Origin of the sequence: Pseudescherichia sp. L3 (genome assembly GCF_024656065.1) — a bacterium.
Taxonomy (GTDB): Bacteria; Pseudomonadota; Gammaproteobacteria; order Enterobacterales; family Enterobacteriaceae; genus Pseudescherichia.
Map to the genome: position 1 here is coordinate 2,281,027 of NZ_JANKYC010000001.1, position 21,519 is coordinate 2,302,545.

The 21,519-nt window shown below is 55.4% G+C and carries 19 protein-coding genes; 8 read left to right on the top strand and 11 right to left on the bottom strand.

Annotation, left to right across the window (positions count from 1 at the left end):
* The first annotated feature begins 64 nt into the window (after nucleotides 1-64).
* Nucleotides 65-2,125 (top strand): polyphosphate kinase 1, encoded by a 2,061-nt coding sequence (ppk1, locus tag NR795_RS11085; RefSeq protein WP_144818187.1) that lies wholly within the window; start codon nucleotides 65-67, stop codon nucleotides 2,123-2,125.
* A 3-nt stretch (nucleotides 2,126-2,128) separates the two neighbouring features.
* A complete protein-coding gene (ppx, locus tag NR795_RS11090; protein ID WP_144818186.1) occupies nucleotides 2,129-3,670 on the top strand; it encodes an exopolyphosphatase in 1,542 nt (513 codons plus the stop codon).
* A gap of 26 nt (nucleotides 3,671-3,696) precedes the next feature.
* Here ppx and NR795_RS11095 read toward each other — a convergent pair whose 3' ends face one another.
* Nucleotides 3,697-5,940 (bottom strand): EAL domain-containing protein, encoded by a 2,244-nt coding sequence (locus NR795_RS11095; RefSeq protein ID WP_144818185.1) that lies wholly within the window; start codon nucleotides 5,938-5,940, stop codon nucleotides 3,697-3,699.
* Nucleotides 5,941-6,289: 349 nt separating this feature from the next.
* On the opposite strand from NR795_RS11095, the gene NR795_RS11100 reads away from it, so the two are divergent.
* Nucleotides 6,290-6,490: a YfgG family protein gene (locus tag NR795_RS11100; RefSeq protein WP_072015186.1), complete on the top strand. Its 201-nt coding sequence runs from the start codon at nucleotides 6,290-6,292 to the stop codon at nucleotides 6,488-6,490.
* On the opposite strand, the gene NR795_RS11105 is transcribed toward NR795_RS11100, so the two are convergent.
* The gene (locus tag NR795_RS11105; protein WP_257758213.1) at nucleotides 6,482-7,375 is read right to left on the bottom strand and encodes a LysR family transcriptional regulator; all 894 of its coding nucleotides are present in this window, start codon (nucleotides 7,373-7,375) and stop codon (nucleotides 6,482-6,484) included. The two genes, NR795_RS11100 and NR795_RS11105, sit on opposite strands and share 9 nt — an antisense overlap.
* A 97-nt stretch (nucleotides 7,376-7,472) precedes the next feature.
* On the opposite strand from NR795_RS11105, the gene NR795_RS11110 reads away from it, so the two are divergent.
* Together NR795_RS11110 and NR795_RS11115 are read left to right on the top strand one after the other, a co-directional pair.
* Nucleotides 7,473-8,657 (top strand): MFS transporter, encoded by a 1,185-nt coding sequence (locus NR795_RS11110; protein WP_257758214.1) that lies wholly within the window; start codon nucleotides 7,473-7,475, stop codon nucleotides 8,655-8,657.
* A 26-nt stretch (nucleotides 8,658-8,683) separates the two neighbouring features.
* On the top strand, nucleotides 8,684-9,220 hold the full coding sequence (locus NR795_RS11115) for a GNAT family N-acetyltransferase (RefSeq protein ID WP_257758297.1): 537 nt from the start codon (nucleotides 8,684-8,686) through the stop codon (nucleotides 9,218-9,220).
* A gap of 121 nt (nucleotides 9,221-9,341) precedes the next feature.
* Here NR795_RS11115 and NR795_RS11120 read toward each other — a convergent pair whose 3' ends face one another.
* Complete coding sequence (locus tag NR795_RS11120) at nucleotides 9,342-9,557, bottom strand: hypothetical protein (RefSeq protein WP_257758215.1); 216 nt, start codon at nucleotides 9,555-9,557, stop codon at nucleotides 9,342-9,344.
* A 134-nt stretch (nucleotides 9,558-9,691) separates the two neighbouring features.
* On the opposite strand from NR795_RS11120, the gene NR795_RS11125 reads away from it, so the two are divergent.
* Complete coding sequence (locus NR795_RS11125) at nucleotides 9,692-10,144, top strand: DUF943 family protein (RefSeq protein WP_257758216.1); 453 nt, start codon at nucleotides 9,692-9,694, stop codon at nucleotides 10,142-10,144.
* A gap of 44 nt (nucleotides 10,145-10,188) precedes the next feature.
* Here the strand turns inward: NR795_RS11125 and guaA are convergent, their stop codons facing one another.
* Nucleotides 10,189-11,766: a glutamine-hydrolyzing GMP synthase gene (guaA, locus tag NR795_RS11130; protein ID WP_144818175.1), complete on the bottom strand. Its 1,578-nt coding sequence runs from the start codon at nucleotides 11,764-11,766 to the stop codon at nucleotides 10,189-10,191.
* 79 nt (nucleotides 11,767-11,845) lie between these two features.
* Nucleotides 11,846-13,312, bottom strand: a complete 1,467-nt coding sequence (guaB, locus tag NR795_RS11135) for an IMP dehydrogenase (RefSeq protein WP_144818174.1) — start codon at nucleotides 13,310-13,312, stop codon at nucleotides 11,846-11,848.
* Nucleotides 13,313-13,469: 157 nt separating this feature from the next.
* On the opposite strand from guaB, the gene xseA reads away from it, so the two are divergent.
* On the top strand, nucleotides 13,470-14,843 hold the full coding sequence (xseA, locus tag NR795_RS11140) for an exodeoxyribonuclease VII large subunit (protein WP_257758217.1): 1,374 nt from the start codon (nucleotides 13,470-13,472) through the stop codon (nucleotides 14,841-14,843).
* Between the two features lie 7 nt (nucleotides 14,844-14,850).
* On the opposite strand, the gene NR795_RS11145 is transcribed toward xseA, so the two are convergent.
* Both NR795_RS11145 and NR795_RS11150 read right to left on the bottom strand, forming a co-directional pair.
* Nucleotides 14,851-15,993, bottom strand: coding sequence for an MFS transporter (locus NR795_RS11145; RefSeq protein ID WP_257758218.1), 1,143 nt, complete (start codon nucleotides 15,991-15,993; stop codon nucleotides 14,851-14,853).
* Between the two features lie 66 nt (nucleotides 15,994-16,059).
* Entirely contained in the window at nucleotides 16,060-16,281 is a 222-nt protein-coding gene (locus NR795_RS11150; RefSeq protein ID WP_144818171.1) for a zinc ribbon domain-containing protein, read from the bottom strand.
* Between the two features lie 269 nt (nucleotides 16,282-16,550).
* Between NR795_RS11150 and NR795_RS11155 the strand changes: the two genes are divergently transcribed.
* Complete coding sequence (locus tag NR795_RS11155; protein WP_144818169.1) at nucleotides 16,551-16,985, top strand: Shiga toxin A subunit; 435 nt, start codon at nucleotides 16,551-16,553, stop codon at nucleotides 16,983-16,985.
* A 74-nt stretch (nucleotides 16,986-17,059) separates the two neighbouring features.
* On the opposite strand, the gene NR795_RS11160 is transcribed toward NR795_RS11155, so the two are convergent.
* The 4 genes from NR795_RS11160 to der form a co-directional block, all read right to left on the bottom strand.
* Entirely contained in the window at nucleotides 17,060-18,604 is a 1,545-nt protein-coding gene (locus tag NR795_RS11160) for a peptide MFS transporter (RefSeq protein WP_144818168.1), read from the bottom strand.
* Between the two features lie 265 nt (nucleotides 18,605-18,869).
* A complete protein-coding gene (locus NR795_RS11165) occupies nucleotides 18,870-19,307 on the bottom strand; it encodes a hypothetical protein (protein ID WP_257758219.1) in 438 nt (145 codons plus the stop codon).
* A gap of 2 nt (nucleotides 19,308-19,309) precedes the next feature.
* Nucleotides 19,310-19,768 (bottom strand): Panacea domain-containing protein, encoded by a 459-nt coding sequence (locus NR795_RS11170; RefSeq protein WP_144818167.1) that lies wholly within the window; start codon nucleotides 19,766-19,768, stop codon nucleotides 19,310-19,312.
* A gap of 185 nt (nucleotides 19,769-19,953) precedes the next feature.
* Nucleotides 19,954-21,438 (bottom strand): ribosome biogenesis GTPase Der, encoded by a 1,485-nt coding sequence (gene der / locus NR795_RS11175; RefSeq protein WP_144818166.1) that lies wholly within the window; start codon nucleotides 21,436-21,438, stop codon nucleotides 19,954-19,956.
* Between the last annotated feature and the right edge of the window lie 81 nt (nucleotides 21,439-21,519).

The window sequence follows — 21,519 nt, forward strand, 5'->3', positions numbered from 1 at the left end:
TCACCATAATAAAGGCTGAGATGGATTTGCCACGTCCCGAGATTGAACCGGAGTGTGAGTTGTAATGGGTCAGGAAAAGCTATACATCGAAAAAGAATTAAGCTGGTTAGCGTTTAACGAACGCGTGCTTCAGGAAGCCGCCGACAAGAGCAACCCTCTTATTGAGCGAATGCGTTTTCTGGGCATCTACTCCAATAACCTTGATGAGTTCTACAAGGTGCGTTTTGCTGAGCTTAAGCGCCGGATCATCATCAGCGAAGAGCAAGGCTCCAACGCCCACTCCCGACACCTGCTTGGTAAGATCCAGACCCGCGTCCTGAAAGCCGATCAGGAGTTTAACGGCCTGTACAACGACCTGCTGCTGGAGATGGCCCGTAACCAGATCTTCTTGATCAACGAGCGCCAGCTCTCTGAGAACCAGCAAACCTGGCTACGCCACTACTTTAAACACTATCTGCGCCAGCACATCACGCCGATCCTGATCAACCGCGAAACCGACCTGGTGCAGTTCCTGAAAGATGACTACACCTATCTGGCGGTAGAGATTATTCGCGGGGAGAGCATTCGCTACGCGCTGCTGGAGATCCCGTCGGATAAGGTGCCGCGCTTTGTTAACCTGCCGCCAGAGACGCCGCGCCGCCGTAAGCCAATGATCCTCCTGGATAACATCCTGCGCTACTGTCTGGACGATATCTTCTACGGCTTCTTCGACTACGATGCGCTGAACGCCTACTCGATGAAGATGACCCGTGACGCCGAGTACGACCTGGTGCACGAGATGGAGTCGAGCCTGATGGAGCTAATGTCCTCCAGCCTCAAGCAGCGCCTTACCGCCGAGCCGGTGCGTTTTGTCTACCAGCGCGATATGCCGGAGGCCATGGTTGAGATGCTGCGCGACAAGCTCACCATCTCCCGCTATGACTCTACTGTGCCCGGTGGCCGCTACCACAACTTTAAAGACTTCATCAGCTTCCCGAACGTGGGCAAAGCCAACCTGGTGAACAAGCCGCTGCCGCGCCTGCGCCATGTGTGGTTCGATAACTTCCGCAACGGCTTCGACGCTATTCGCGAGCGGGACGTGCTGCTCTACTATCCGTACCATACCTTTGAGCACGTGCTGGAGCTGCTGCGCCAGGCTTCCTTCGACCCTAACGTGCTGGCGATCAAGATCAACATCTACCGCGTAGCGAAAGATTCTCGCATCATCGATGCGATGATCCACGCCGCACACAACGGCAAGAAAGTGACCGTGGTGGTGGAGCTGCAGGCGCGCTTCGATGAAGAGGCCAACATCCACTGGGCAAGGCGCCTGACCGAGGCCGGGGCGCACGTGATCTTCTCCGCGCCGGGGCTGAAAATTCACGCCAAGCTGTTCCTTATCTCGCGTAAAGAGGGTGAAGAGGTGGTGCGCTACGCTCACATCGGGACCGGTAACTTTAACGAGAAAACCGCCCGGCTCTATACTGACTACTCTCTGCTTACCGCCGACGCACGCATCACTAACGAAGTGCGCCGGGTGTTTAACTTTATCGAGAACCCCTACCGACCAGTCCACTTTGAGTACCTGCTGGTGTCGCCGCAAAACTCGCGCCGCCTGCTGTACGATATGATCGACCGCGAGATCGCCAATGCGCAAAACGGTCAGCCGTCGGGGATCACCCTCAAGCTTAATAACCTGGTGGACAAAGGCCTGGTGGATCGGCTGTATGCCGCATCCGGCTCCGGCGTGCCGGTTAATCTGCTGGTGCGCGGCATGTGCTCGCTGATCCCTGAGCTCGAAGGGCTGAGCGATAACATTCGGGTGATCAGCATCGTGGACCGCTATCTCGAACACGATCGCATCTATATTTTCGAAAACGGCGGCGATAAGCAGGTTTATCTCTCGTCTGCCGACTGGATGACGCGTAATATTGACTATCGCATTGAGGTTGCGGCCCCGCTGCTCGATCCGCGCCTTAAGCAACGCGTGCTGGACATCATTGAGCTTCTGTTCAGCGATACCGTGAAGGCGCGGTATATCGACAAGGAATTGAGCAATCGCTATGTGCAACGGGGCAATCGCCGCAAGGTTCGCGCTCAGCTGGCGATTTACGACTATATCAAATCACTCGAACAACCAGACTAATCTATGCCGATAAATGACAATACCCCACGGCCGCAGGAGTTTGCTGCGGTCGATCTCGGTTCGAACAGTTTCCACATGGTCATTGCCCGTGTGGTGGATGGCGCCATGCAGATCATTGGCCGCCTGAAGCAACGCGTGCATCTGGCCGACGGCCTGGATGAGAACAGCGTCCTGAGCGAAGAGGCGATTGAGCGCGGCCTGAGCTGCCTGTCTCTGTTTGCCGAACGCCTGCAGGGCTTTGACCCGGCTAACGTCTGCATTGTTGGCACGCATACCCTGCGTCAGGCCGCTAACGCCGCTGATTTCCTCAAGCGTGCGGAGCAGGTCATCCCCTATCCGATTGAGATCATCTCCGGCAACGAAGAGGCCCGCCTGATCTTTATGGGCGTTGAGCACACGCAGCCGGAAAAAGGCCGCAAGCTGGTGATTGATATCGGCGGTGGCTCTACGGAACTGGTGATCGGCGAGGATTTTCAACCTATCCTGGTAGAGAGCCGCCGGATGGGCTGCGTCAGCTTTGCGCAAACCTATTTCCGCGGCCGCATCATTAACCGGGAGAACTTCCATCGCGCGCGCATGGCGGCAGTGCAGAAGCTGGAGAGCCTGACCTGGCAGTATCGTATTCAGGGCTGGAACGTGGCGCTGGGCGCATCGGGCAGCATTAAAGCCGCCCATGAAGTGCTGCTGGCGATGGGCGAGAAAGATGGTTTCATCACTCCTGAACGGCTGGACAAACTGGTTACCGAGGTGCTGAAACATAACAGCTTTGACGAGCTGAACCTGCCGGGGCTCTCCGACGAGCGCAAGGCGGTCTTCGTGCCGGGCCTGGCGATTTTGTGCGGCGTATTTGACGCGCTGGCCATTCGCGAGCTGCGTCTCTCCGACGGCGCGCTGCGTGAAGGGGTACTGTATGAGATGGAGGGCCGTTTCCGCCATCAGGATATCCGCAGCCGTACGGCGCAGAGCCTTGCCAACCAGTATAACATTGACCGGGAGCAGGCTCGCCGCGTGCTGGAGACCACGACCCACATGTACGAGCAGTGGGAAGCGCAGAATCCGAAGCTGGCAAATCCGCAGCTGGCGGCGCTGCTGAAGTGGGCGGCGATGCTGCACGAGGTTGGGCTGAACATCAACCACAGCGGGATGCACCGCCACTCGGCCTATATCCTGCAGAACAGCGACCTGCCTGGCTTTAACCAGGAGCAGCAGCTGATGATGGCGACCCTGGTGCGCTTCCACCGCAAAGGGATCAAGCTCGACGACCTGCCGCGCTTTACCCTGTTCAAGAAGAAGCACTTTTTACCGCTGATCCAGCTCCTGCGCCTCGGCGTGCTGCTGAACAACCAGCGCCAGGCGACCACCACCCCACCGACTCTGCGTCTGACCACCGACGATAACCACTGGACCCTCAGCTTCCCCCGCGACTGGTTCTCCCAGAACGCGCTGGTGCTGCTGGACCTGGAGAAAGAGCAGGATTACTGGGGGGCAGTCACCGGCTGGCTGCTGAAGATCGAAGAGGAGCACTCCTCCGGCGTCGCGGCCTGAGCCGCACCGCCCTGCCCCTCTCATGCTCAGGCACGCTGTGACAGTGCCTGAGCGTCTCCCGCCAGCGCCTCAAGCGGCGCGGGTTTACCAATCAAGAACCCTTGCAGATAGTCAATCCCCAGCGAAAGGGCCGCGCTACGCACCTCCTCCGTTTCGACGTACTCTGCCACCACCCGCATCTTTTTCATCCGTGCCAGATGGCAGATAGAGGCCACAATCTGGTAGTCGAGGCTGTTTGACGTCAGGTTGCGAATAAAGCTGCCGTCGATCTTCAAAATATCGGCGTTAATGTTTTTCAGGCGCGCATAGCTGGCATAGCCGGTACCGAAGTCGTCTATGGCGACCCGGCAGCCTAGTTGTTGCAGATGGCCCAGGGTCTGGTTTGCCTGGTTAATATTGGTCAACGAGTTACTCTCCGTGACCTCAAAAATAAGCTGCCAGGCCTCAATGTTATAGCGCTCAAGCAGTCTGGCGACCTCACGGACAAAATTGCTCCGACAGACGGACGCTGGCGACAGATTGATGGAGAAGCGCGCCCCCGGCTCAGTTTCGCGATAGTGCGCCATAAAGCGCAGGGTGTGTTCAATGACCCACAGGTCGATGCGTGACGAAAGGCCAAACTCATGAGCCACTGGCAGGAACGCATCCGGGCTGATGAGCTCGTCATCGTCATCAAGCATCCGCAGCAGGATCTCGTGGTAGCCGTCACCGCGCACGCCGACGATTGGCTGGGCCATCAGGCGGAACCGGTCCTCCTCCAGCGCCCGTTGCAGGCGGTTCATCATCTCCACCTTACCTTTCAGGCTGCGCTGTAGGTTGACCGACCCGCGATGCTGCAGGCTTTCTGGACGTTGGGTTTCCAGGGAGAGATCCGCCGTGGTGCTCAGCTCGCCCAACAGCAGATAGAGATGCGCTACCGGCGAACGCACGTAGCAGTAGCTCATGCCGACCTGCGGCTGCAGCGGCATGCCATCCCAGGCGAAGCGGAACTGCTTGATGAGCTTATCCAGCTCGGCGATACGCAGCGCATAGGATTCGGTATTTAGCCGGATAACGACGTCATACCCCGACAGATGATACACACACTCATTGCGTTGCAGCTTCTGCATTAGCCACTCGGACAGCATCTGCTTGTACTGGATGCGCAGCATAATACCGTAGTGCCTTCCCAGCAGCTCCAGATCGGGGATGCGTAAAAAGCAGAGCACCGACCAGGGGGTATCCGCCAGAGCGCGGTTGAGCGCCCGCAGGTTGGGCATATTGAGGACCGGGTCTAGCCACGCCAGGCGGCTCACCCGCTCGTGCATCAGCCGCTGGCGCGTTGCCAGCATCGACATCCAGGCGATGATAAACGAGAACACCAGGTAGCTGGAGGAGAGGATCGTCAGCTGGATTTCGTAGCGCGGCGAGACCGGCGTATAACGGTAGAAGTAGTGAATGCTTACCATCATAAACGGCGTCCAGACGATAGACATCAGGCGGTAGCCATAGCGCATCGACCCCCATAGCATCACCGGCAGCAGCAGCGACAGCGTATAGTTAGTGGTGAAGATGCCGGTATTTTCATCCCACGGGGAGAGCATCAGCAGCATCAGCAGTGCAATGACGGCAAACCAGGCGACCACCTCCAGCCGGGTCACCTTGGGATCAAAATCCCGGCGCAGGCGAGAGAGGTATCCTTTTATGTGGCGCGGATGGTGGAGCACCCTGATCAGCAGATAGCAGAACGGCGTTCCGGTCAGGCCGCTCACCAGCAGCGCCTGATAGTTAATCAGCGTGCGCAGGCTAAACGGCGTTACTCCGGCCAGGGCCAGATATTTGTCATACAGGCCAAGCCAGGCGATGGTATGGAAGATCAGCAGGAACAGCGTAGCCGGGCAGACGACCTGCCAGAACATACGCTGCGCGGTGAGCTGCGCATTGCCGTAGGAGACGTTATGTCGCCGGGTGACGAAGATCCGGTAGCCGCCCCAGCTTACGATGATGGGCACCATAAAATGGACGATTTTGAGCAACGTCTCTGGGGCGCTGGTCTGCGGATAGTAGTGCCAGGCCAGCGAGAGCACAATGCCGGGCAGCGCTGCCCAGCCGTAGAAAAGCATCAAGCTTAACAGGAGCGATAGCGGCAGGTAATAGAGCACCATGCTGCCATCCGAGACCCAGGTAAAGGTATCGACCATGTGGGCAAGGGGCAGCAGCAGGAAAGGCAAGACGAGCGGCAACGCCCACCATTTAGCTTTATAGAGAGTATAAATTTTCGCGTAGCTCATCGATGTTCAGTGTAAAACCCAGCGTGCTGAAATCGATTTCAGGCGGGGTTCCAGGCTAACCATGAAGATTATAGAGTCGGTCAGACTGTGCTATTTGTGAAGAGTTTAGTGCCGCAAAAGCGGCTGCAATTGACCAGGATCAAGGAACCGAGTGCCTTACAAATATTGCCATCTCTTCTTCGCGCAATTTTTGTTAATAATTCATGCGCTTTACTATTATTTCATTATTATTGCTTTAGTAAATGCTTTCTTTGACGAAATTTTACATAACGACCGATTGATCTGCGCTGCGCTCTGTGCATTAATACAGCAATCGCCCGCCCGTCGGGTTAACCCTTAGGAACCTCTTGTGAGCCAGTCACACAGTATGCGAAAACGACAGCGATTTGACAGTCGCATGACCCGTATCGTATTGCTTATCAGCTTTTTCTTCTTCTTCGGACGCTTCGTCTACTCCTCTATCGGTGCCTGGTACCATCATCAGGATAAAGCCCAGTCACAGCAGTCCTCTCTCTCCGTTGAGACGCCGGTAAATAAGACGCTAAATTAACTCGCTTTTCTTTTGCAGCATTTGAATGATCGCCCCTATGCCTCTGCTCAGGATCTTATCCTGACGGATGACTATCGCCAGCTGGCGCTGCAAAAGTGGATTCAGTGAACGCACGTTTAGCGCCTTACGATCGTTTGGGTGAGCCACTGACATCTGCGGAACAATGCTATATCCCAGCCCGGCGCTAACCATGCGCTTGATCGCTTCGATACTGCCAAGCTGCATCACAGGTATCGTCGGCAGCCCGGCTGTTGCAAACCAGCCGTCAATAAGCGTGCGCGTACTGCTTCCGTTCTCAAAGGCGATTAGCGGCAGCGCATGTAGCACCTCGGGCGTTAACGATCCCGCCGGGTGCGGTTGCGCCAGCGCTTCGATAAAAACAAACTCTTCGTTGAGAAACGGCGTGATATCCAGCGTTCGTCCGCTGGCGGGTAGCGTAACCAGCCCCAGATCGAGGCGATTTTCCTCTACCGCCTGGACAATGCTGGGCGTATTTCCGGTCGTAACGCCTACCTGCAGCAGCGGATAGTCTAGCCGCAGCCGCTGCAATAGCGGTGGCAAAAGGTGAATGCACGCCGTCGCCCCCGTACCGAGCGTAACCGTGCCGCTGACTTCATGACTAAACGCGCTAACCGAACGTATCGCTTCGTCCACAGCCTGACCAATCCGCTCGCCGTGGGCCAGCAACGCTACGCCAGCGGCGGTCGCCTTAACGCCTCGCCCGGTTCGCTCGATCAACCGTGCCTGAAGAAACTGCTCAAGCTGGCGAATTTGTAGGCTTACCGCAGGCTGGGAGAGGCCAAGCACGTTTGCCGCGGCAGAAAAACTGCCCCGCTGTACAACCAGCCGAAAGGTCGCCAGATTTCCCAGGTTTAGCGTCGTCATGCAAAGTTTCTCTTATAGAGGTGATAAACGTTGAGGCCTGCCTGAACCATACCGCGCACGGTATGCTCAGGACAACTGCCTAACGGAATGAAAAATAATGACTTCGCGCGCGATACCTCGCTTTATCCCTCTCTTCGCTGGCTGTAATCAGCTGATTAACTGGGGTATATCGTTCTATATGCCCGGCACGTTTGCCCATGCTATCGCCCGCGATACCCACTGGACGCAGCCGCAGATCTATCTCGGCCTGACGCTGGCGATGCTGGTCATGGCGCTGGTATCCCCCTTTGTCGCCAGGCTGCTAACCAGACTGGACGGAAAGCATGTTGTAACTATTGGCACGCTGATGATAGCGCTAAGCTGCGCCGCCATGGCCTGCACGCACTCGCTTGCGGGCTGGTATAGCGCCTGGCTTATCATGGGTATCGGTATGCGCCTGTCGCTTTATGACGCGCTGTTTGCTGCACTCATCACCCTCTACGGACAGCATGCCCGACGCACGATTTCCCAGGTGACGCTGGCGGGTGGACTGGCATCCGCTGTTTTCTGGCCGCTTGGTGAGTCGCTGTTAGCCATCATGAGCTGGCGTGAGGTGCTGCTGATCTATGCGCTGTTCGGCCTGCTCAGCGCCGCGCTGATCCGCCCGCTGCCCAACCAGCCGATGACCATGACCGCTGCCTTAACGCCGAAAACCGGCACTGCCCAAGACCGTCGCAGCGGCTGGCTGTTTGCCGCTTTTATTGCTCTTATCACCTTTGTCTCTAACGGTACATCGACACACTTGCCGGAATTTATCGCCAGTGCTGGGCTACCGGTCGCTGCGGGCATGCTGTGGGGAATCGGCCAAACGGGAGCGCGGTTTATGGAGGTCGTTGCGGGCGCACGTCTCACCCCGCTCAGGTTGACGCTGGTTACCGCTCTGGCCATGCCGCTCTGCTTCCTGCTCGGTCTGAGCGGATCTCTGTTTGCCAGCTCGGCCGCAGGGTTTGTGTTCGGGTACGGCGCGATCAATGGCCTGATGACGATTGTTAAAGCGACGCTGCCGCTTCAGCTGTTCGCCGCAGAGGATTATGCCCGGCGGACGGGCGTCCTGTTGATTCCGGCGCAGCTGATGGCTGCCGCATCGCCCTTTGCCTATGCATGGCTCGATCGGGCGCTGGGCATCCAGGGCGCACTGGCCTTCTCACTGGCGCTAACGGTGGTCATCGCCGCCCTGGCAATCGCCATCGTCATGTATCAAACGCTGCGCGCTTCGGGCATTATCAGTAAGTCACTGGAATAAAAATGATTAAAATAACAGGAGATAAAATGCAGCTGCACTCTGAACGACTCATTCTGCGCCAGGTAAGGCCTTCCGATCTCAACCATCTGTTTCGTATCTACGGCGACCCGGCGACAAATCAATTTAATCCGGCCGGGCCGCATCCGGATATCGCTCATTCCCGCACGGTGTTGGACGGCTGGCTTGAGCACTGGCAGACCCACGGGTTCGGCAACTGGGCAGTCTCCCGACTCGACAAACCTGATGAGATCGTTGGCTTTGGTGGAATACGCATCGTGCAATACGACACGTTCGCGATCAACAATTTGGGCTATCGCCTGGCGGTAGAGGCGTGGGGACAGGGTTTCGCCACCGAGTTCGCCAGTGCAGCGCTGCACTACGGTTTCGATACGTTTAACCTTGATGAGGTTTCGGCAGTGGTGAGGAAAAATCATACCGCGTCACAAAAGGTGTTAACCAAGTGCGGACTGACGTTTGTCAGGGAGATCCACGATGTAAAAGACGCGCCGCCTAGCCTGCTCTATACGTTGACGCGCAGCCGTTACAGAAGCAAAGATCGGTAAGGTGATAGGGAAACCCTCTGTAAGAGCAGAGGGCTTGATCCGTTGAGGTGGGCTATTCTAAGCTTAGATTGCTCGCTAATCTGCTATTAAACTACTCACATCACGAATAGATGTTAAAAACCTATCGCCTGTGTTCACCTCTGACCATCCCTAATAAATAACTCGCAATGTAAGCAATAGCAAATGACCCGACAAAACCCGCGACCTTCATGGCAATATTATCGAAAACAAATAGTGAATAAAGAGCCACAAAACTCATCGCTACTGTTATAGTTCCCTCTAACGCATGGGCAAGGAACCAAACAAGTGTTTTACCTGGCCAACTTACAAGTTTCATTATCAGTCCTTTTACACACTTCTGGCGATTGGTGATAATTTAAAATTTCCGTTAATCATACAAAATTTAGATAATTTAATTTGAAACCATTTCCCCCAAAAATATAATCAAGCATCCTCTTAAAGGATTGAGTAATGAAAAAAAGCAGTATCTTAGTCATTATCATAGCAGTTTTAGCCCTGGGGTTTTTCTTTGTTAATAAACCTGCTTCCGTTGAAGTGATGGCGGTAGACAAAACCCCAAACACGGTATTGATTGCGGTGAAAGGACTCCCCTACTCTGCTAAAAGCAAACTGAGCTGGTGGCTTGATAACAAAAGCCTGCTGTCATCACAGTATAAACTTGATTTCACCGAGCCTAATGAGCAGCCTAGTGTTTACATCTATGACTTTGGCGATGGCTTTAAAAAGGAAGAGATGAAGGACAGGATATGCTTTAACAGCGTATCGCCGCCCAATAACTGCATTGATAAAGACATCGCTATGGTTATTTCTCAACTCAGGAATGGAGAGATAACGCTAGCCATTGATGACGATGTTTTCATTCAGGATAAAAGCGGCAAGACAGTAAAACAAAGCCCGCATTAAAGCGGGCTTAGAATACTTAGCGGATAACAACACTTAACAAGCGGTTATTCCCACTCAATCGTAGCCGGTGGCTTTCCGCTGATGTCATAGACCACACGCGAAATGCCATTAACCTCATTAATTATGCGGTTAGAGACGCGGCCTAAGAAATCGTACGGCAGGTGCGCCCAGTGTGCGGTCATAAAGTCGATGGTTTCAACCGCGCGCAGGGAGACAACCCAGTCGTACTTACGGCCGTCGCCCATTACGCCTACCGAGCGTACCGGCAGGAACACGGTGAAGGCCTGGCTAACTTTGTTATACAGATCAGCTTTACGCAGCTCTTCAATGAAGATAGCGTCAGCGCGGCGCAGCAGGTCGCAGTACTCTTTCTTCACTTCGCCCAGCACGCGGACGCCCAGACCCGGACCCGGGAACGGGTGACGGTAGAGCATGTCGTACGGCAGGCCCAGCTCAAGACCAATCTTACGCACTTCGTCTTTGAACAGCTCACGTAGCGGTTCAACCAGACCCATCTTCATCTCTTTCGGCAGGCCACCCACGTTGTGGTGAGATTTGATGACGTGTGCTTTACCGGTCGCAGACGCAGCGGATTCTATAACGTCAGGGTAGATCGTGCCCTGCGCCAGCCACTTAACGTCTTCCAGCTTCAGCGCCTCTTCATCAAACACTTCAACAAAGACGCGGCCGATGATTTTACGTTTCGCTTCCGGATCGTTCTCACCCGCCAGCGCGTCGAGGAAACGCTGCTCGCCTTCAACGTGAACAATGTTCAGGCCGAAGTGGTCGCCGAACATATCCATCACCTGCTCGGCTTCGTTCAGGCGCAGCAGGCCGTTATCGACGAATACGCAGGTCAGACGCTCGCCAATGGCGCGGTGCAGCAGCATCGCGGTCACGGAGGAGTCCACGCCGCCGGAGAGGCCAAGGATCACCTTGTCATTACCAACCTGCTGGCGGATACGCTCGATAGCGTCGTCGATAATCTTAGCCGGGGTCCAGAGGGCTTCACACTCGCAGATGTCGCGCACGAAACGCTCCAGCATACGCAGGCCCTGACGGGTGTGGGTCACTTCCGGGTGGAACTGCACGCCGTAGAAGCGCTTCTCTTCGTTAGCCATAATGGCGAACGGGCAGGTCTCGGTGCTGGCAACGGTTACGAAGCCTTCCGGTATAGCGGTAACTTTGTCGCCGTGGCTCATCCACACGTCCAGCAGCGGGTTGCCCTCTGCGCTCAGGGAGTCCTCAATACCGCGCACCAGCGCGCTCTGAGTCTTCACTTCAACCTGAGCATAGCCAAACTCACGCTCGTTGGAGCCTTCAACGTGGCCGCCAAGCTGCATCGCCATCGTTTGCATACCGTAGCAAACGCCGAATACCGGTACGCCTGCCTCAAATACATACTGCGGCGCGCGCGGGCTGTTGTTTTCAGTGGTGCTCTCCGGGCCGCCGGACAGGATGATCCCGTTCGGGTTGAACTCACGGATTTGAGCTTCGGTGACGTCCCAGGCCCACAGCTCACAGTAGACGCCCAGCTCACGCACGCGGCGGGCAACAAGCTGGGTATACTGCGAACCAAAGTCGAGGATAAGAATACGATGCTTATGAATATTGTCGGTCATTGACGATTGTTCCGAGGCAGAAGCAGATAGAGAAAATAAGTGCCGGGCAGCGTTACGCCCACCCGGCCTACAAATTAAATCAGGAACCCATGCGGTAGTTCGGGGACTCTTTAGTGATGGTCACGTCGTGAACGTGGCTCTCCTGAATGCCCGCCCCGCTGATGCGTACAAATTCAGCCTGCGTACGCAGCGCGTCGATAGTACCACAGCCGGTCAGACCCATACAGGAGCGCAGGCCGCCCATCTGCTGGTGAATGATCTCTTTCAGGTAGCCTTTGTACGCTACGCGGCCTTCGATACCTTCCGGCACCAGTTTGTCAGCAGCGTTATCGGTCTGGAAGTAGCGATCGGAGGAGCCTTTGGACATCGCGCCCAGCGAGCCCATACCACGGTAGGATTTGTAAGAGCGGCCCTGGAAGAGTTCGATCTCACCCGGAGACTCTTCGGTACCGGCCAGCATGGAGCCCACCATCACCGCCGCTGCGCCTGCGGCAATCGCTTTAGCGATATCGCCGGAGAAGCGGATGCCGCCGTCGGCGATAACCGGAATGCCGGTGCCTTCAAGGGCTTCAACCGCGTCGGAGACGGCGGTGATCTGCGGAACGCCCACGCCGGTCACGATACGGGTAGTACAGATAGAGCCAGGGCCGATACCCACTTTCACCGCGCTGACGCCAGCGTCGGCCAGGGCACGCGCGCCTGCACCGGTCGCTACGTTGCCGCCGATGATCTGCAGGTCAGGGTATTTCGCACGCGTCTCACGAATACGCTGCAGTACGCCTTCGGAGTGGCCGTGAGAGGAGTCAATCAGCAGCACGTCAACGCCAGCGGCAACCAGCGCATCGACGCGCTCTTCGTTGCCCGCGCCCGCGCCTACCGCAGCGCCCACGCGCAGACGGCCATGCTCGTCTTTACAGGCGTTCGGTTTACGTTCGGCTTTCTGGAAATCTTTTACGGTGATCATGCCGCGCAGATGGAAGCTATCATCCACCACTAGCGCCTTCTCAACGCGTTTTTCATGCATTTTAGCCAGCACGACGTCACGGGTTTCGCCTTCGCGCACGGTAACCAGGCGCTCTTTCGGCGTCATGTACACGCTTACCGGCTGGTTCAGGTCAGTCACGAAACGCACGTCACGACCAGTAATAATACCGACCAGCTCATAGTTTTCCGTCACTACCGGGTAACCGGCAAAGCCGTTACGCTCGGTCAGCGCTTTCACTTCGTGCAGGGTGGTGGTCGGCAGAACGGTCTGTGGGTCGGATACGATGCCGGACTCATGTTTCTTCACGCGGCGTACTTCTTCCGCCTGACGCTCAATGGACATGTTTTTATGGATAAAACCGATGCCACCTTCCTGCGCCAGGGCGATAGCCAGGCGTGCTTCCGTCACGGTGTCCATTGCTGCGGAGAGCATAGGAATATTCAGGCGAATGGTTTTGGTTAACTGGGTGCTGAGGTCGGCAGTATTCGGCAGAACGGTAGAATGAGCGGGAACGAGGAGGACGTCGTCAAACGTCAGGGCTTCTTTAGCGATACGTAGCATGGGCAATATCTCTGACCGGGTGGTTAAATATTGCCGTGGCATTATACAGAGCGTAACCGATTGCATCTACACTTTTTTGGAAAAATAGTTGCGATTGCGGCCCATCGGGTTACTATCGATTAATTAACCTTCTGATTTAAAATTTGATCTGGCTCACATGTCATCGATGCAATCCCCCGCAATTTTTACCGTTAGCCGCCTGAATCAGACGGTGCGCCTGCTGCTGGAAAGAGAAGTTGGCCAGGTCTGGATCAGCGGTGAGATCTCAAACTTTACCCAGCCAGCCTCCGGTCACTGGTACTTCACGCTGAAGGATGATACCGCCCAGGTTCGCTGTGCAATGTTCCGCAACAGCAACCGTCGGGTGACCTTTCGTCCCCAGCACGGACAGCAGGTTCTGGTCCGCGCCAGCATTACGCTCTACGAGCCGCGCGGCGAGTATCAGATCATCGTCGAAAGCATGCAGCCCGCAGGGGAAGGCCTGCTCCAACAGAAGTACGAGCAGCTCAAGGCGAAGCTGGCGGCAGAGGGACTGTTCGATCAGCAGAGCAAGCAGCCGCTTCCCTCCCCCGCCCACTGCGTAGGGGTGATCACCTCGAAAACCGGGGCCGCGCTGCACGATATTCTGCACGTGCTTAAACGTCGCGATCCCTCCCTGCCGGTGGTGATCTACCCTACCGCCGTTCAGGGCGAAGATGCCCCGGGGCAGATCGTTCGCGCCATTGCGCTGGCGAACAGCCGCAAGGAGTGTGATGTGCTGATCGTCGGGCGCGGCGGCGGCTCGCTGGAGGATCTCTGGAGCTTCAACGACGAGCGCGTAGCGCGGGCGATTTTCGCCAGCCAGATCCCTATCGTCAGCGCCGTCGGCCATGAAACCGATGTTACCATCGCCGACTTTGTAGCCGACCTGCGTGCGCCGACCCCGTCCGCCGCCGCAGAGATGGTCAGCCGCAACCAGCTTGAACTGCTGCGTCAGCTGCAAAGCGGCCAGCAGCGGCTGGAGATGGCGATGGATTACTACCTCGCTAACCGCACCCGTCGCTTTACTCAGCTGGAGCACCGACTGCAACAGCAGCACCCGCAGCTGAGGCTGGCGCGTCAGCAAACCGTGCTTGAGCGACTGCGCCAGCGGATGACCTACGCGATGGATAATCAGCTTAAGCGTTCAGGTCAGCGCCAGCAGCGGATGACCCAGCGGCTAAACCAGCACTCTCCCCAGCCGCGTATTCACCGCGCTCAGAACCGGGTGCAGCAGTTAGAGTACCGTCTGGCCCAGCTGATGAGCGCCAGGCTTAGCGCTACCCGGGAACGCTTTGGCAACGCCATGACCCATCTCGACGCCGTGAGCCCACTGGCTACCCTGGCACGCGGCTACAGCGTGACCACCGCAACGGATGGCAACGTGCTGAAGCAAACCAAACAGGTAAAAGCCGGGGATGTGCTTACCACCCGCCTGGTTGATGGCTGGGTGGAGAGTGAAGTGAAGGGCGTGACCGCCGCTAAAAAAACGCGGGCACGTAAAAAAACCTGACCTGACGCTAGTTCGCCTGATGATGTCTGTCAGGCGTAACGGCAAGCATTATCCATGACAGGCCGGAAAAAATAGCCAGTGCGCCAGTTGCACCGATCGCGCCATAGAGCTGGCCAAAGACCACTGAGCCTACTACCTGCCCTGCGGCCAGCATCAGGAAAGCCATACTGACGCCCGCCGCGGGCGAAGGTTGCGCAATCTCCGCCCCCTGCACCAGCAGCACGCCGGACAAAATGACATACCCCGCGCCGCTCATCGCCACCACCGGAAAAAGCCACCCGTTAAAACCGTGGCTCACCGCCAGCGCGGCCAAAGACGCGGCCATAAAGAGCTGCGATCCCCAGTAAACGCCGCGCATGCCGATACGTCTCGCCACGCTGCCGGTAAACACGGCGAGGACGCCTGCACCACCGCTCACTAGCCACAGGATGTTTGTCATCGCGCTATCTACCCTGGTGTACTGCTGAAGTAACTCAGGCCCAAAGCTCCACCATGCCGCGCTGGCTGTACCGCTGACAAAAGCAATGACTAACAACCGCAACATGCCCGGCTTGCGAAAAAGTGCGCGCCAGTGCGGCGATCCCTCTGTGGGTTTAGACACGTGCTTAGGAAGAGTACGCCACGCAGCGACCAGGCATATCAGCGCCAGTAAAGCGAAAACCATGCAGGAGACGCGCCATCCGCCAGGTATGAAAAAAAGAATGGGGACAGACAGGATGATGCCCCCGCTTGTTCCGGCGTTAATCGTTGTATTCATCTGCGTCTGCCGTTCATCGGCAACGGCATCGTTGACGGCACCCGCCAGGGAGGGAGAGGCCAGTCCAGAGCTCATACCAGCAACAAACAGGCCGAGCGCCAGCCAGAGCGGCGCAGCCGCAAAAGCCATGATGAGCAACCCAGCGGCGGCCACCATGGCAGCCAATATTGCCGTGACGCGGGGGCCGAAGCGGCTGGTCAAAAAGGACGCGATAAAGACAGATAAGCAATAGGCTACGTAGCTGCAGGCAGCAATTAACCCAGCGACTTCTGGTGTGAAAGGGATCGCCTGCCGAATATCGGGCAGCATGATCCCCCATGAAAATCTCGCCATCCCATAGGTTACGGCGATCAAAGCAAAGCCGGTGACTCCTAACGTCACGTCTCTTTTCATTACGTTTCTCTTTTTATGAGCAGTTAAAAACGTAAGTGCTAAGAGACAATTGCGCAAATTTTGCGGCTAGGCGTCAGACCTGACGAACTCGACGCGCTTTTTCGAGATCAGCCCATGGCCATGCTGGCAGAAGTAGTCCACCGCCCCGCAGGCTTTAAGCACCTCTAATGGCTGATGGCACTCGGGGCAGCGGGCTTCTAACGCCACATCACGATTACAATTTTCGCAATGTGCATGGGTGCCAACAAGCTCCACCGGTTTATCGCAATCAGGACAGGTCAGTTGCATAACGCCTCCTGTAATATTTTAATTAACTCATTATAACGCTCTTATGCTCCTGTGGACAATGCAAGTGACTGCATAGGATGTGCCGCTTGTAAGCCGCCATATTATCCATCAAAAATATAATCAAGAGTCATATATTCACCCCACCTCTTTTGGTTAATTTTATTACATAACATATTACACCTACAAACCTTTATAAATGCTAATGAATAGCTAATTGCGTTAAAGATTAATACATTGAAGAAAGCTGATGCAGAATTAAAGGTTATCCGATGAAAGTTTTAGTACCTTTCATTATCATAGTGCTGCCGACGGTGAGTTATGCTGCGGGTTTACCCGGAAGTGAATGCGCCGCTCCAGGCCACTACGCTGAAAGTATGTTACAGGTCAGCATTAAAAACGATCTTGGGATTAAGCTGGCAAACATACCAAACAGTAAAATCGTCACGGAGATATTGAGTATTACTCCGGTATCCGAAGTCTTTGCTCGGCAGATGGCTAAAGCCGATAGCGCGACCGGAAACAGTCTATCTGAAAATGATTACTTCGAAATTTATCACAGCAATCATGCAATGAATTTAATAGTACGTTACACCTATACTAATAATGACGGCAAAAAAGACGTATTCATTTCCTCAGCATTGATGAATGATGAAGAGTGCTCAGTACGCTATAACGGCTATATGACAATATCGCGAGAGTTTTAAGCGCCGGGCCGAGGGTTGGCTTAACCTACTCAATAAGTACCGGGGCATAGCATCTGCCCCGGCAACGTTAAGTGTTATCCGGCGTTAGCGGCCGGTTTAGCCTGGGCGTTTGCCAGCATGCGGCGAACCGGCACAATAAGGACGATCAGCACGGCAGCGCAGATCAGTAGGGCAACGGAGCAGCGGGCAAAGAGATCCGGCAGCATATCAAGCTGGTCGGCCTTGACGTGACCGCCAATCAGGCCTGCCGCCAGGTTACCCAGCGCGCTCGCGCAGAACCACAGTCCCATCATCTGGCCGCGCATTCTTTCCGGGGCCAGCAAGGTCATGGTCGCCAGACCAATCGGGCTCAGGCACAGCTCGCCGAGCGTCAGCATCAGGATGCTGCCTACCAGCCAGAAAGGTGACACCCCTGCCCCGCCGCTATTCAACACGTTCTGTGCCGCCAGCATCATCAGGCCAAAGCCTGCCGCCGCAAAGAGAATACCGATCACGAACTTGGTGATACTGCTCGGACGAATGTTCATGCTCGCCAGCTTCGGCCACGCCCAGCTGAATACCGGGGCCAGCAGAATAATGAACAGGGCGTTAATTGACTGGAACCACACGGCAGGGATTTCAAAATCACCGATCATGCGATTGGTATAGTCGTTGGCGAACAGGTTGAACGAGGTCGGCTTCTGCTCAAACGCAGACCAGAAGAATGCTGCGGAGACCAGCAGGATAAAGCAGACCAGTAGGCGGGCGCGCTCTTTGCGGTTCAGGCCAGCAAAGATAAACAGGTAGATGAAGTAAAGCGCCACCGACGCCGCAATCACGTACACCAGCACGCTGGCGACCGCGACCGGGTTGATGACAATCACGCCCTGTGCAATCAGCGTTACGATAACCGCTACGCCAACCGCCAGCGCCAGCAGCCACATGCCCACGCCTTTTCTCTTCACCACCGGGCTGTTCCAGGTGGAGTCCAGACCGACTTCGCTGTCGTAGCGTTTCATGGCCGGAACGGCAAATACGCGGAAGATGATCAGCGCCACCAGCATCCCGATGCCGCCGATACCAAAGCCCCAGTGCCAGCCATGGCTCTTAATCAGCCAGCCGGAGATCAGCGGCGCAATGAAGGAGCCCATGTTGATGCCCATGTAGAACAGCGAGAAACCGCCGTCGCGACGCGCATCACCTTTTTTATACAGGGTGCCGACCATCACCGAGATACAGGTCTTGAACAGACCAGAGCCGAGCACGATGAACATCAGGCCAATAAAGAACAGGTTGTCGCCCATAAAGGCAGAGAGTGCAATCGACAGGTGGCCAAGGGCAATCAGGATCGAGCCGTACCAGACCGCGCGCTGCTGGCCGAGCCAGTTATCCGCTAGCCAGCCACCCGGCAGTGCGGCCAGGTACATAGTACCGGCAAAGATGCCGACAATGGCGGAGGCATTCTCACGTGCCAGTCCCATCCCGCCGTCATACACCGTGGCAGCCATAAACAGGATCAGCAGCGGACGAATGCCGTAAAACGAGAAACGCTCCCACATCTCGGTGAAGAACAGCGAGCCGAGCGGATAGGGATGGCCAAAGAACGTTCGGCTCTCTTGATGATTAACAGAGGATTGCATATTTCTCCCGAAAGGTATGTCGTTGTGCAGGTAAACACCGCGAAGTACGCCGGCCAGTTACGTATCTGACCGATTTTTTTACATGCGGCAAAGTGTTTGTTAACTATTTGATAATCTGGCGCTAGTTTTGTCTAGTACCAACCCCGGGACTTTAAGATGAAAACTCGACGTTTGTCTACTTTCTTAGATTTAAAGTTGGCTAATAACGAATAGTGTTTGACATAGCACAGGGAAATTTGTGTTTTGAATAGACGAGAAACGCGTATTAGCGAGCAGAATAGAGCAGATGATCGGGGTCGAGCCATACAACATGAAATACATCACCGATGAAAAAGCCATGTATGCGGCCATATTCATTGCGGGATACCGCAAACTGGTAGGGAGTGTAGCTCTGAAACTGCTCGTTCAAGAGTGCGAATCCGTCAGGTTCAGAAGTGCTTACCCAATCTATGCAATGCGACTTTAGTGCTGCGTTACGATTAGTTGTGAACTCCAACAAGGTAAGGCTCGATATACCCTTAAGTCGCTCGATCACCTTGCAGAAATAGGTGGCACCCTGCTTTGCAAAGCCAAACTTAGCATGGACTGAATCAATATATTGAAAAGAGAAGCTTAAAGCCGATCGGGCGTTTTTAGGCTTGCTTACAACAATCCTGGCGCCTGAAGAGAGGATCTTCCCCGCTTTAACCTTCCCTCTGTTCATTGTTAAGCTTCCATCATGCTGCGATAAAACTCCGCAGTCTCTTTTTTATCCAGAACATGAGTACAAACAGCGCTGACTGCTAAATCTCCTCGCGCGCTTATCCAAGGCTGCTCCTGATGCGTTAACTGCTCCAGCTCGTAAGCGGTATAGCCGCCGAACACCTGATAGATCTCATCCAGATGTTTAGTAATATGGGCAGGAAGGTCCGGACGCGGTATTTCAGCAGTGATAGGCTGCCATTTGTAGTGGGCAAAGCGGACATAGAGATCTCTAGCGACCGGACCATGCACCCAGGCTTCGAAACGTTCGGGCACGAGTTCAGCGCCATCATTCAACGCCATATACCATGCGTCGGCATAAAATATCATTTTCTGCAATTTAAGCGGTGTAATGATATCTCCATGCTCTTGAGCAAAGCACAGCAGATAGTCTGCTACATCGTTCAGGGTTGCCACTGCCATGATTTGTCTCCTTTTATAAGCCGTTAACAATAGATAGGTATTGATTGCAACGATCGCATTCCCCTGAAAATATTGCGAGTGAAAGCGTGCTATCTCACCACTCAAAACGTTTATCTGCGAGCAAGGCCGAAAAATAAAAAAGCCCGCAATATGCGGGCTAGATAGCGGTGCTACGCTCAGGCCTGTTACTTGCCTTTCTTGATATGCTTGATCAGACGCTTACGCTTACGCATCTGGTTCGGGGTCAGGGTGTTGCGCTTGTTAGCGAACGGGTTATCGCCCTCTTTGAACTGGATACGGATCGGCGTACCCATGACGTCCAGCGATTTGCGGAAGTAGTTCATCAGGTAGCGCTTGTAGGAGTCCGGCAGGTCTTTCACCTGGTTGCCGTGGATCACGACGATTGGCGGGTTGTAACCACCGGCGTGGGCGTATTTCAGCTTCACGCGGCGACCGCGTACCAGCGGCGGCTGGTGATCTTCCGCAGCCATGTTCATGATGCGGGTCAGCATCGCGGTGCTCTGGCGACGAGTCGAGCTGTCATAGGCTTCACGAACGGATTCAAACAGGTTACCGACGCCGCTGCCGTGCAGAGCAGAGATAAAGTGCACGCGGGCAAAGTCGATAAAGCCCAGACGGAAATCGAGGGTCTCTTTGACCTGCTCTCTCACTTCATTGCTCAGGCCGTCCCACTTGTTGACGACGATCACCAGCGAGCGACCGCTGTTGAGGATAAAGCCCAGCAGGGAGAGATCCTGATCGGAGATGCCTTCCCGGGCGTCGATCACCAGCATTACCACGTTGGCGTCTTCAATCGCCTGCAGGGTTTTGATCACCGAGAACTTCTCTACGGTATCGGTGATCTTGCCGCGCTTACGCACGCCTGCGGTATCGATCAGCACGTATTCACGCTCGTCGCGCTGCATCGGGATGTAGATGCTGTCGCGGGTGGTGCCTGGCATATCGTACACCACCACGCGATCTTCACCGAGGATGCGGTTGGTCAGGGTAGATTTACCGACGTTAGGACGACCCACGATCGCCAGCTTGATCGGCAGATCCAGCGGGTTGAAGTCATCTTCCGGCTCTTCAACTTCTTCACCGTTCTGCTCGGCTTCAAACTGCGCCCAGTAGGCCGCGTCTTCGTCCACCTCTTCCTCTTCACGGGGATCGACCTCCTGCATCCACGGCACCAGCACGTGCTCCAGCAGGCTGGTCACGCCGCGTCCGTGGGAGGCAGCAATCGGGTGGATTTCGCCCAGACCCAGGGAGTAGAAGTCAAGGACAGCCTGATCGGGATCGAGACCGTCGGTTTTGTTGGCGACCAGGAAGGTCGGCTTTTCACGCGAACGCAGGTGCTTGGCGATGGCCTCATCGGCAGGCATCAGGCCTGCACGGGCATCCACCATAAACAGCACCACGTCCGCCTCTTCAATCGCCAGCAGTGACTGCTCGGCCATACGGGTTTCAACGCCATCTTCCGTACCGTCAATACCACCGGTATCGATACAGATAAACTCGCGGCCCTCGACCTCGGCCCGACCGTATTTACGGTCGCGCGTCAGCCCCGGGAAGTCCGCTACCAGCGCATCACGAGTACGCGTTAAGCGGTTAAAAAGGGTGGATTTGCCAACGTTCGGGCGTCCGACAAGCGCGACCACAGGAATCATGTTTAAAGCCTCATTCAAAAAATCATTGTCAACGCCGCCAATTCGCGCCGCTGGTAAATCAGTAAAAATTAAAAACAGTAA

What these genes read in the sequence shown, in the direction of transcription:
- ppk1 (WP_144818187.1), top strand. Translation starts at nt 65, where the DNA reads ATGGGTCAGGAAAAGCTATACATCGAAAAAGAATTAAGCTGGTTAGCG.
- NR795_RS11160 (WP_144818168.1), bottom strand. Translation starts at nt 18,604, where the DNA reads ATGCAATCCTCTGTTAATCATCAAGAGAGCCGAACGTTCTTTGGCCAT.
- NR795_RS11155 (WP_144818169.1), top strand. Translation starts at nt 16,551, where the DNA reads ATGAAAGTTTTAGTACCTTTCATTATCATAGTGCTGCCGACGGTGAGT.
- NR795_RS11125 (WP_257758216.1), top strand. Translation starts at nt 9,692, where the DNA reads ATGAAAAAAAGCAGTATCTTAGTCATTATCATAGCAGTTTTAGCCCTG.
- NR795_RS11165 (WP_257758219.1), bottom strand. Translation starts at nt 19,307, where the DNA reads ATGAACAGAGGGAAGGTTAAAGCGGGGAAGATCCTCTCTTCAGGCGCC.
- NR795_RS11170 (WP_144818167.1), bottom strand. Translation starts at nt 19,768, where the DNA reads ATGGCAGTGGCAACCCTGAACGATGTAGCAGACTATCTGCTGTGCTTT.
- xseA (WP_257758217.1), top strand. Translation starts at nt 13,470, where the DNA reads ATGTCATCGATGCAATCCCCCGCAATTTTTACCGTTAGCCGCCTGAAT.
- NR795_RS11120 (WP_257758215.1), bottom strand. Translation starts at nt 9,557, where the DNA reads ATGAAACTTGTAAGTTGGCCAGGTAAAACACTTGTTTGGTTCCTTGCC.
- guaB (WP_144818174.1), bottom strand. Translation starts at nt 13,312, where the DNA reads ATGCTACGTATCGCTAAAGAAGCCCTGACGTTTGACGACGTCCTCCTC.
- NR795_RS11095 (WP_144818185.1), bottom strand. Translation starts at nt 5,940, where the DNA reads ATGAGCTACGCGAAAATTTATACTCTCTATAAAGCTAAATGGTGGGCG.
- der (WP_144818166.1), bottom strand. Translation starts at nt 21,438, where the DNA reads ATGATTCCTGTGGTCGCGCTTGTCGGACGCCCGAACGTTGGCAAATCC.
- NR795_RS11110 (WP_257758214.1), top strand. Translation starts at nt 7,473, where the DNA reads ATGACTTCGCGCGCGATACCTCGCTTTATCCCTCTCTTCGCTGGCTGT.
- NR795_RS11150 (WP_144818171.1), bottom strand. Translation starts at nt 16,281, where the DNA reads ATGCAACTGACCTGTCCTGATTGCGATAAACCGGTGGAGCTTGTTGGC.
- NR795_RS11145 (WP_257758218.1), bottom strand. Translation starts at nt 15,993, where the DNA reads ATGAAAAGAGACGTGACGTTAGGAGTCACCGGCTTTGCTTTGATCGCC.
- ppx (WP_144818186.1), top strand. Translation starts at nt 2,129, where the DNA reads ATGCCGATAAATGACAATACCCCACGGCCGCAGGAGTTTGCTGCGGTC.
- NR795_RS11115 (WP_257758297.1), top strand. Translation starts at nt 8,684, where the DNA reads ATGCAGCTGCACTCTGAACGACTCATTCTGCGCCAGGTAAGGCCTTCC.
- guaA (WP_144818175.1), bottom strand. Translation starts at nt 11,766, where the DNA reads ATGACCGACAATATTCATAAGCATCGTATTCTTATCCTCGACTTTGGT.
- NR795_RS11105 (WP_257758213.1), bottom strand. Translation starts at nt 7,375, where the DNA reads ATGACGACGCTAAACCTGGGAAATCTGGCGACCTTTCGGCTGGTTGTA.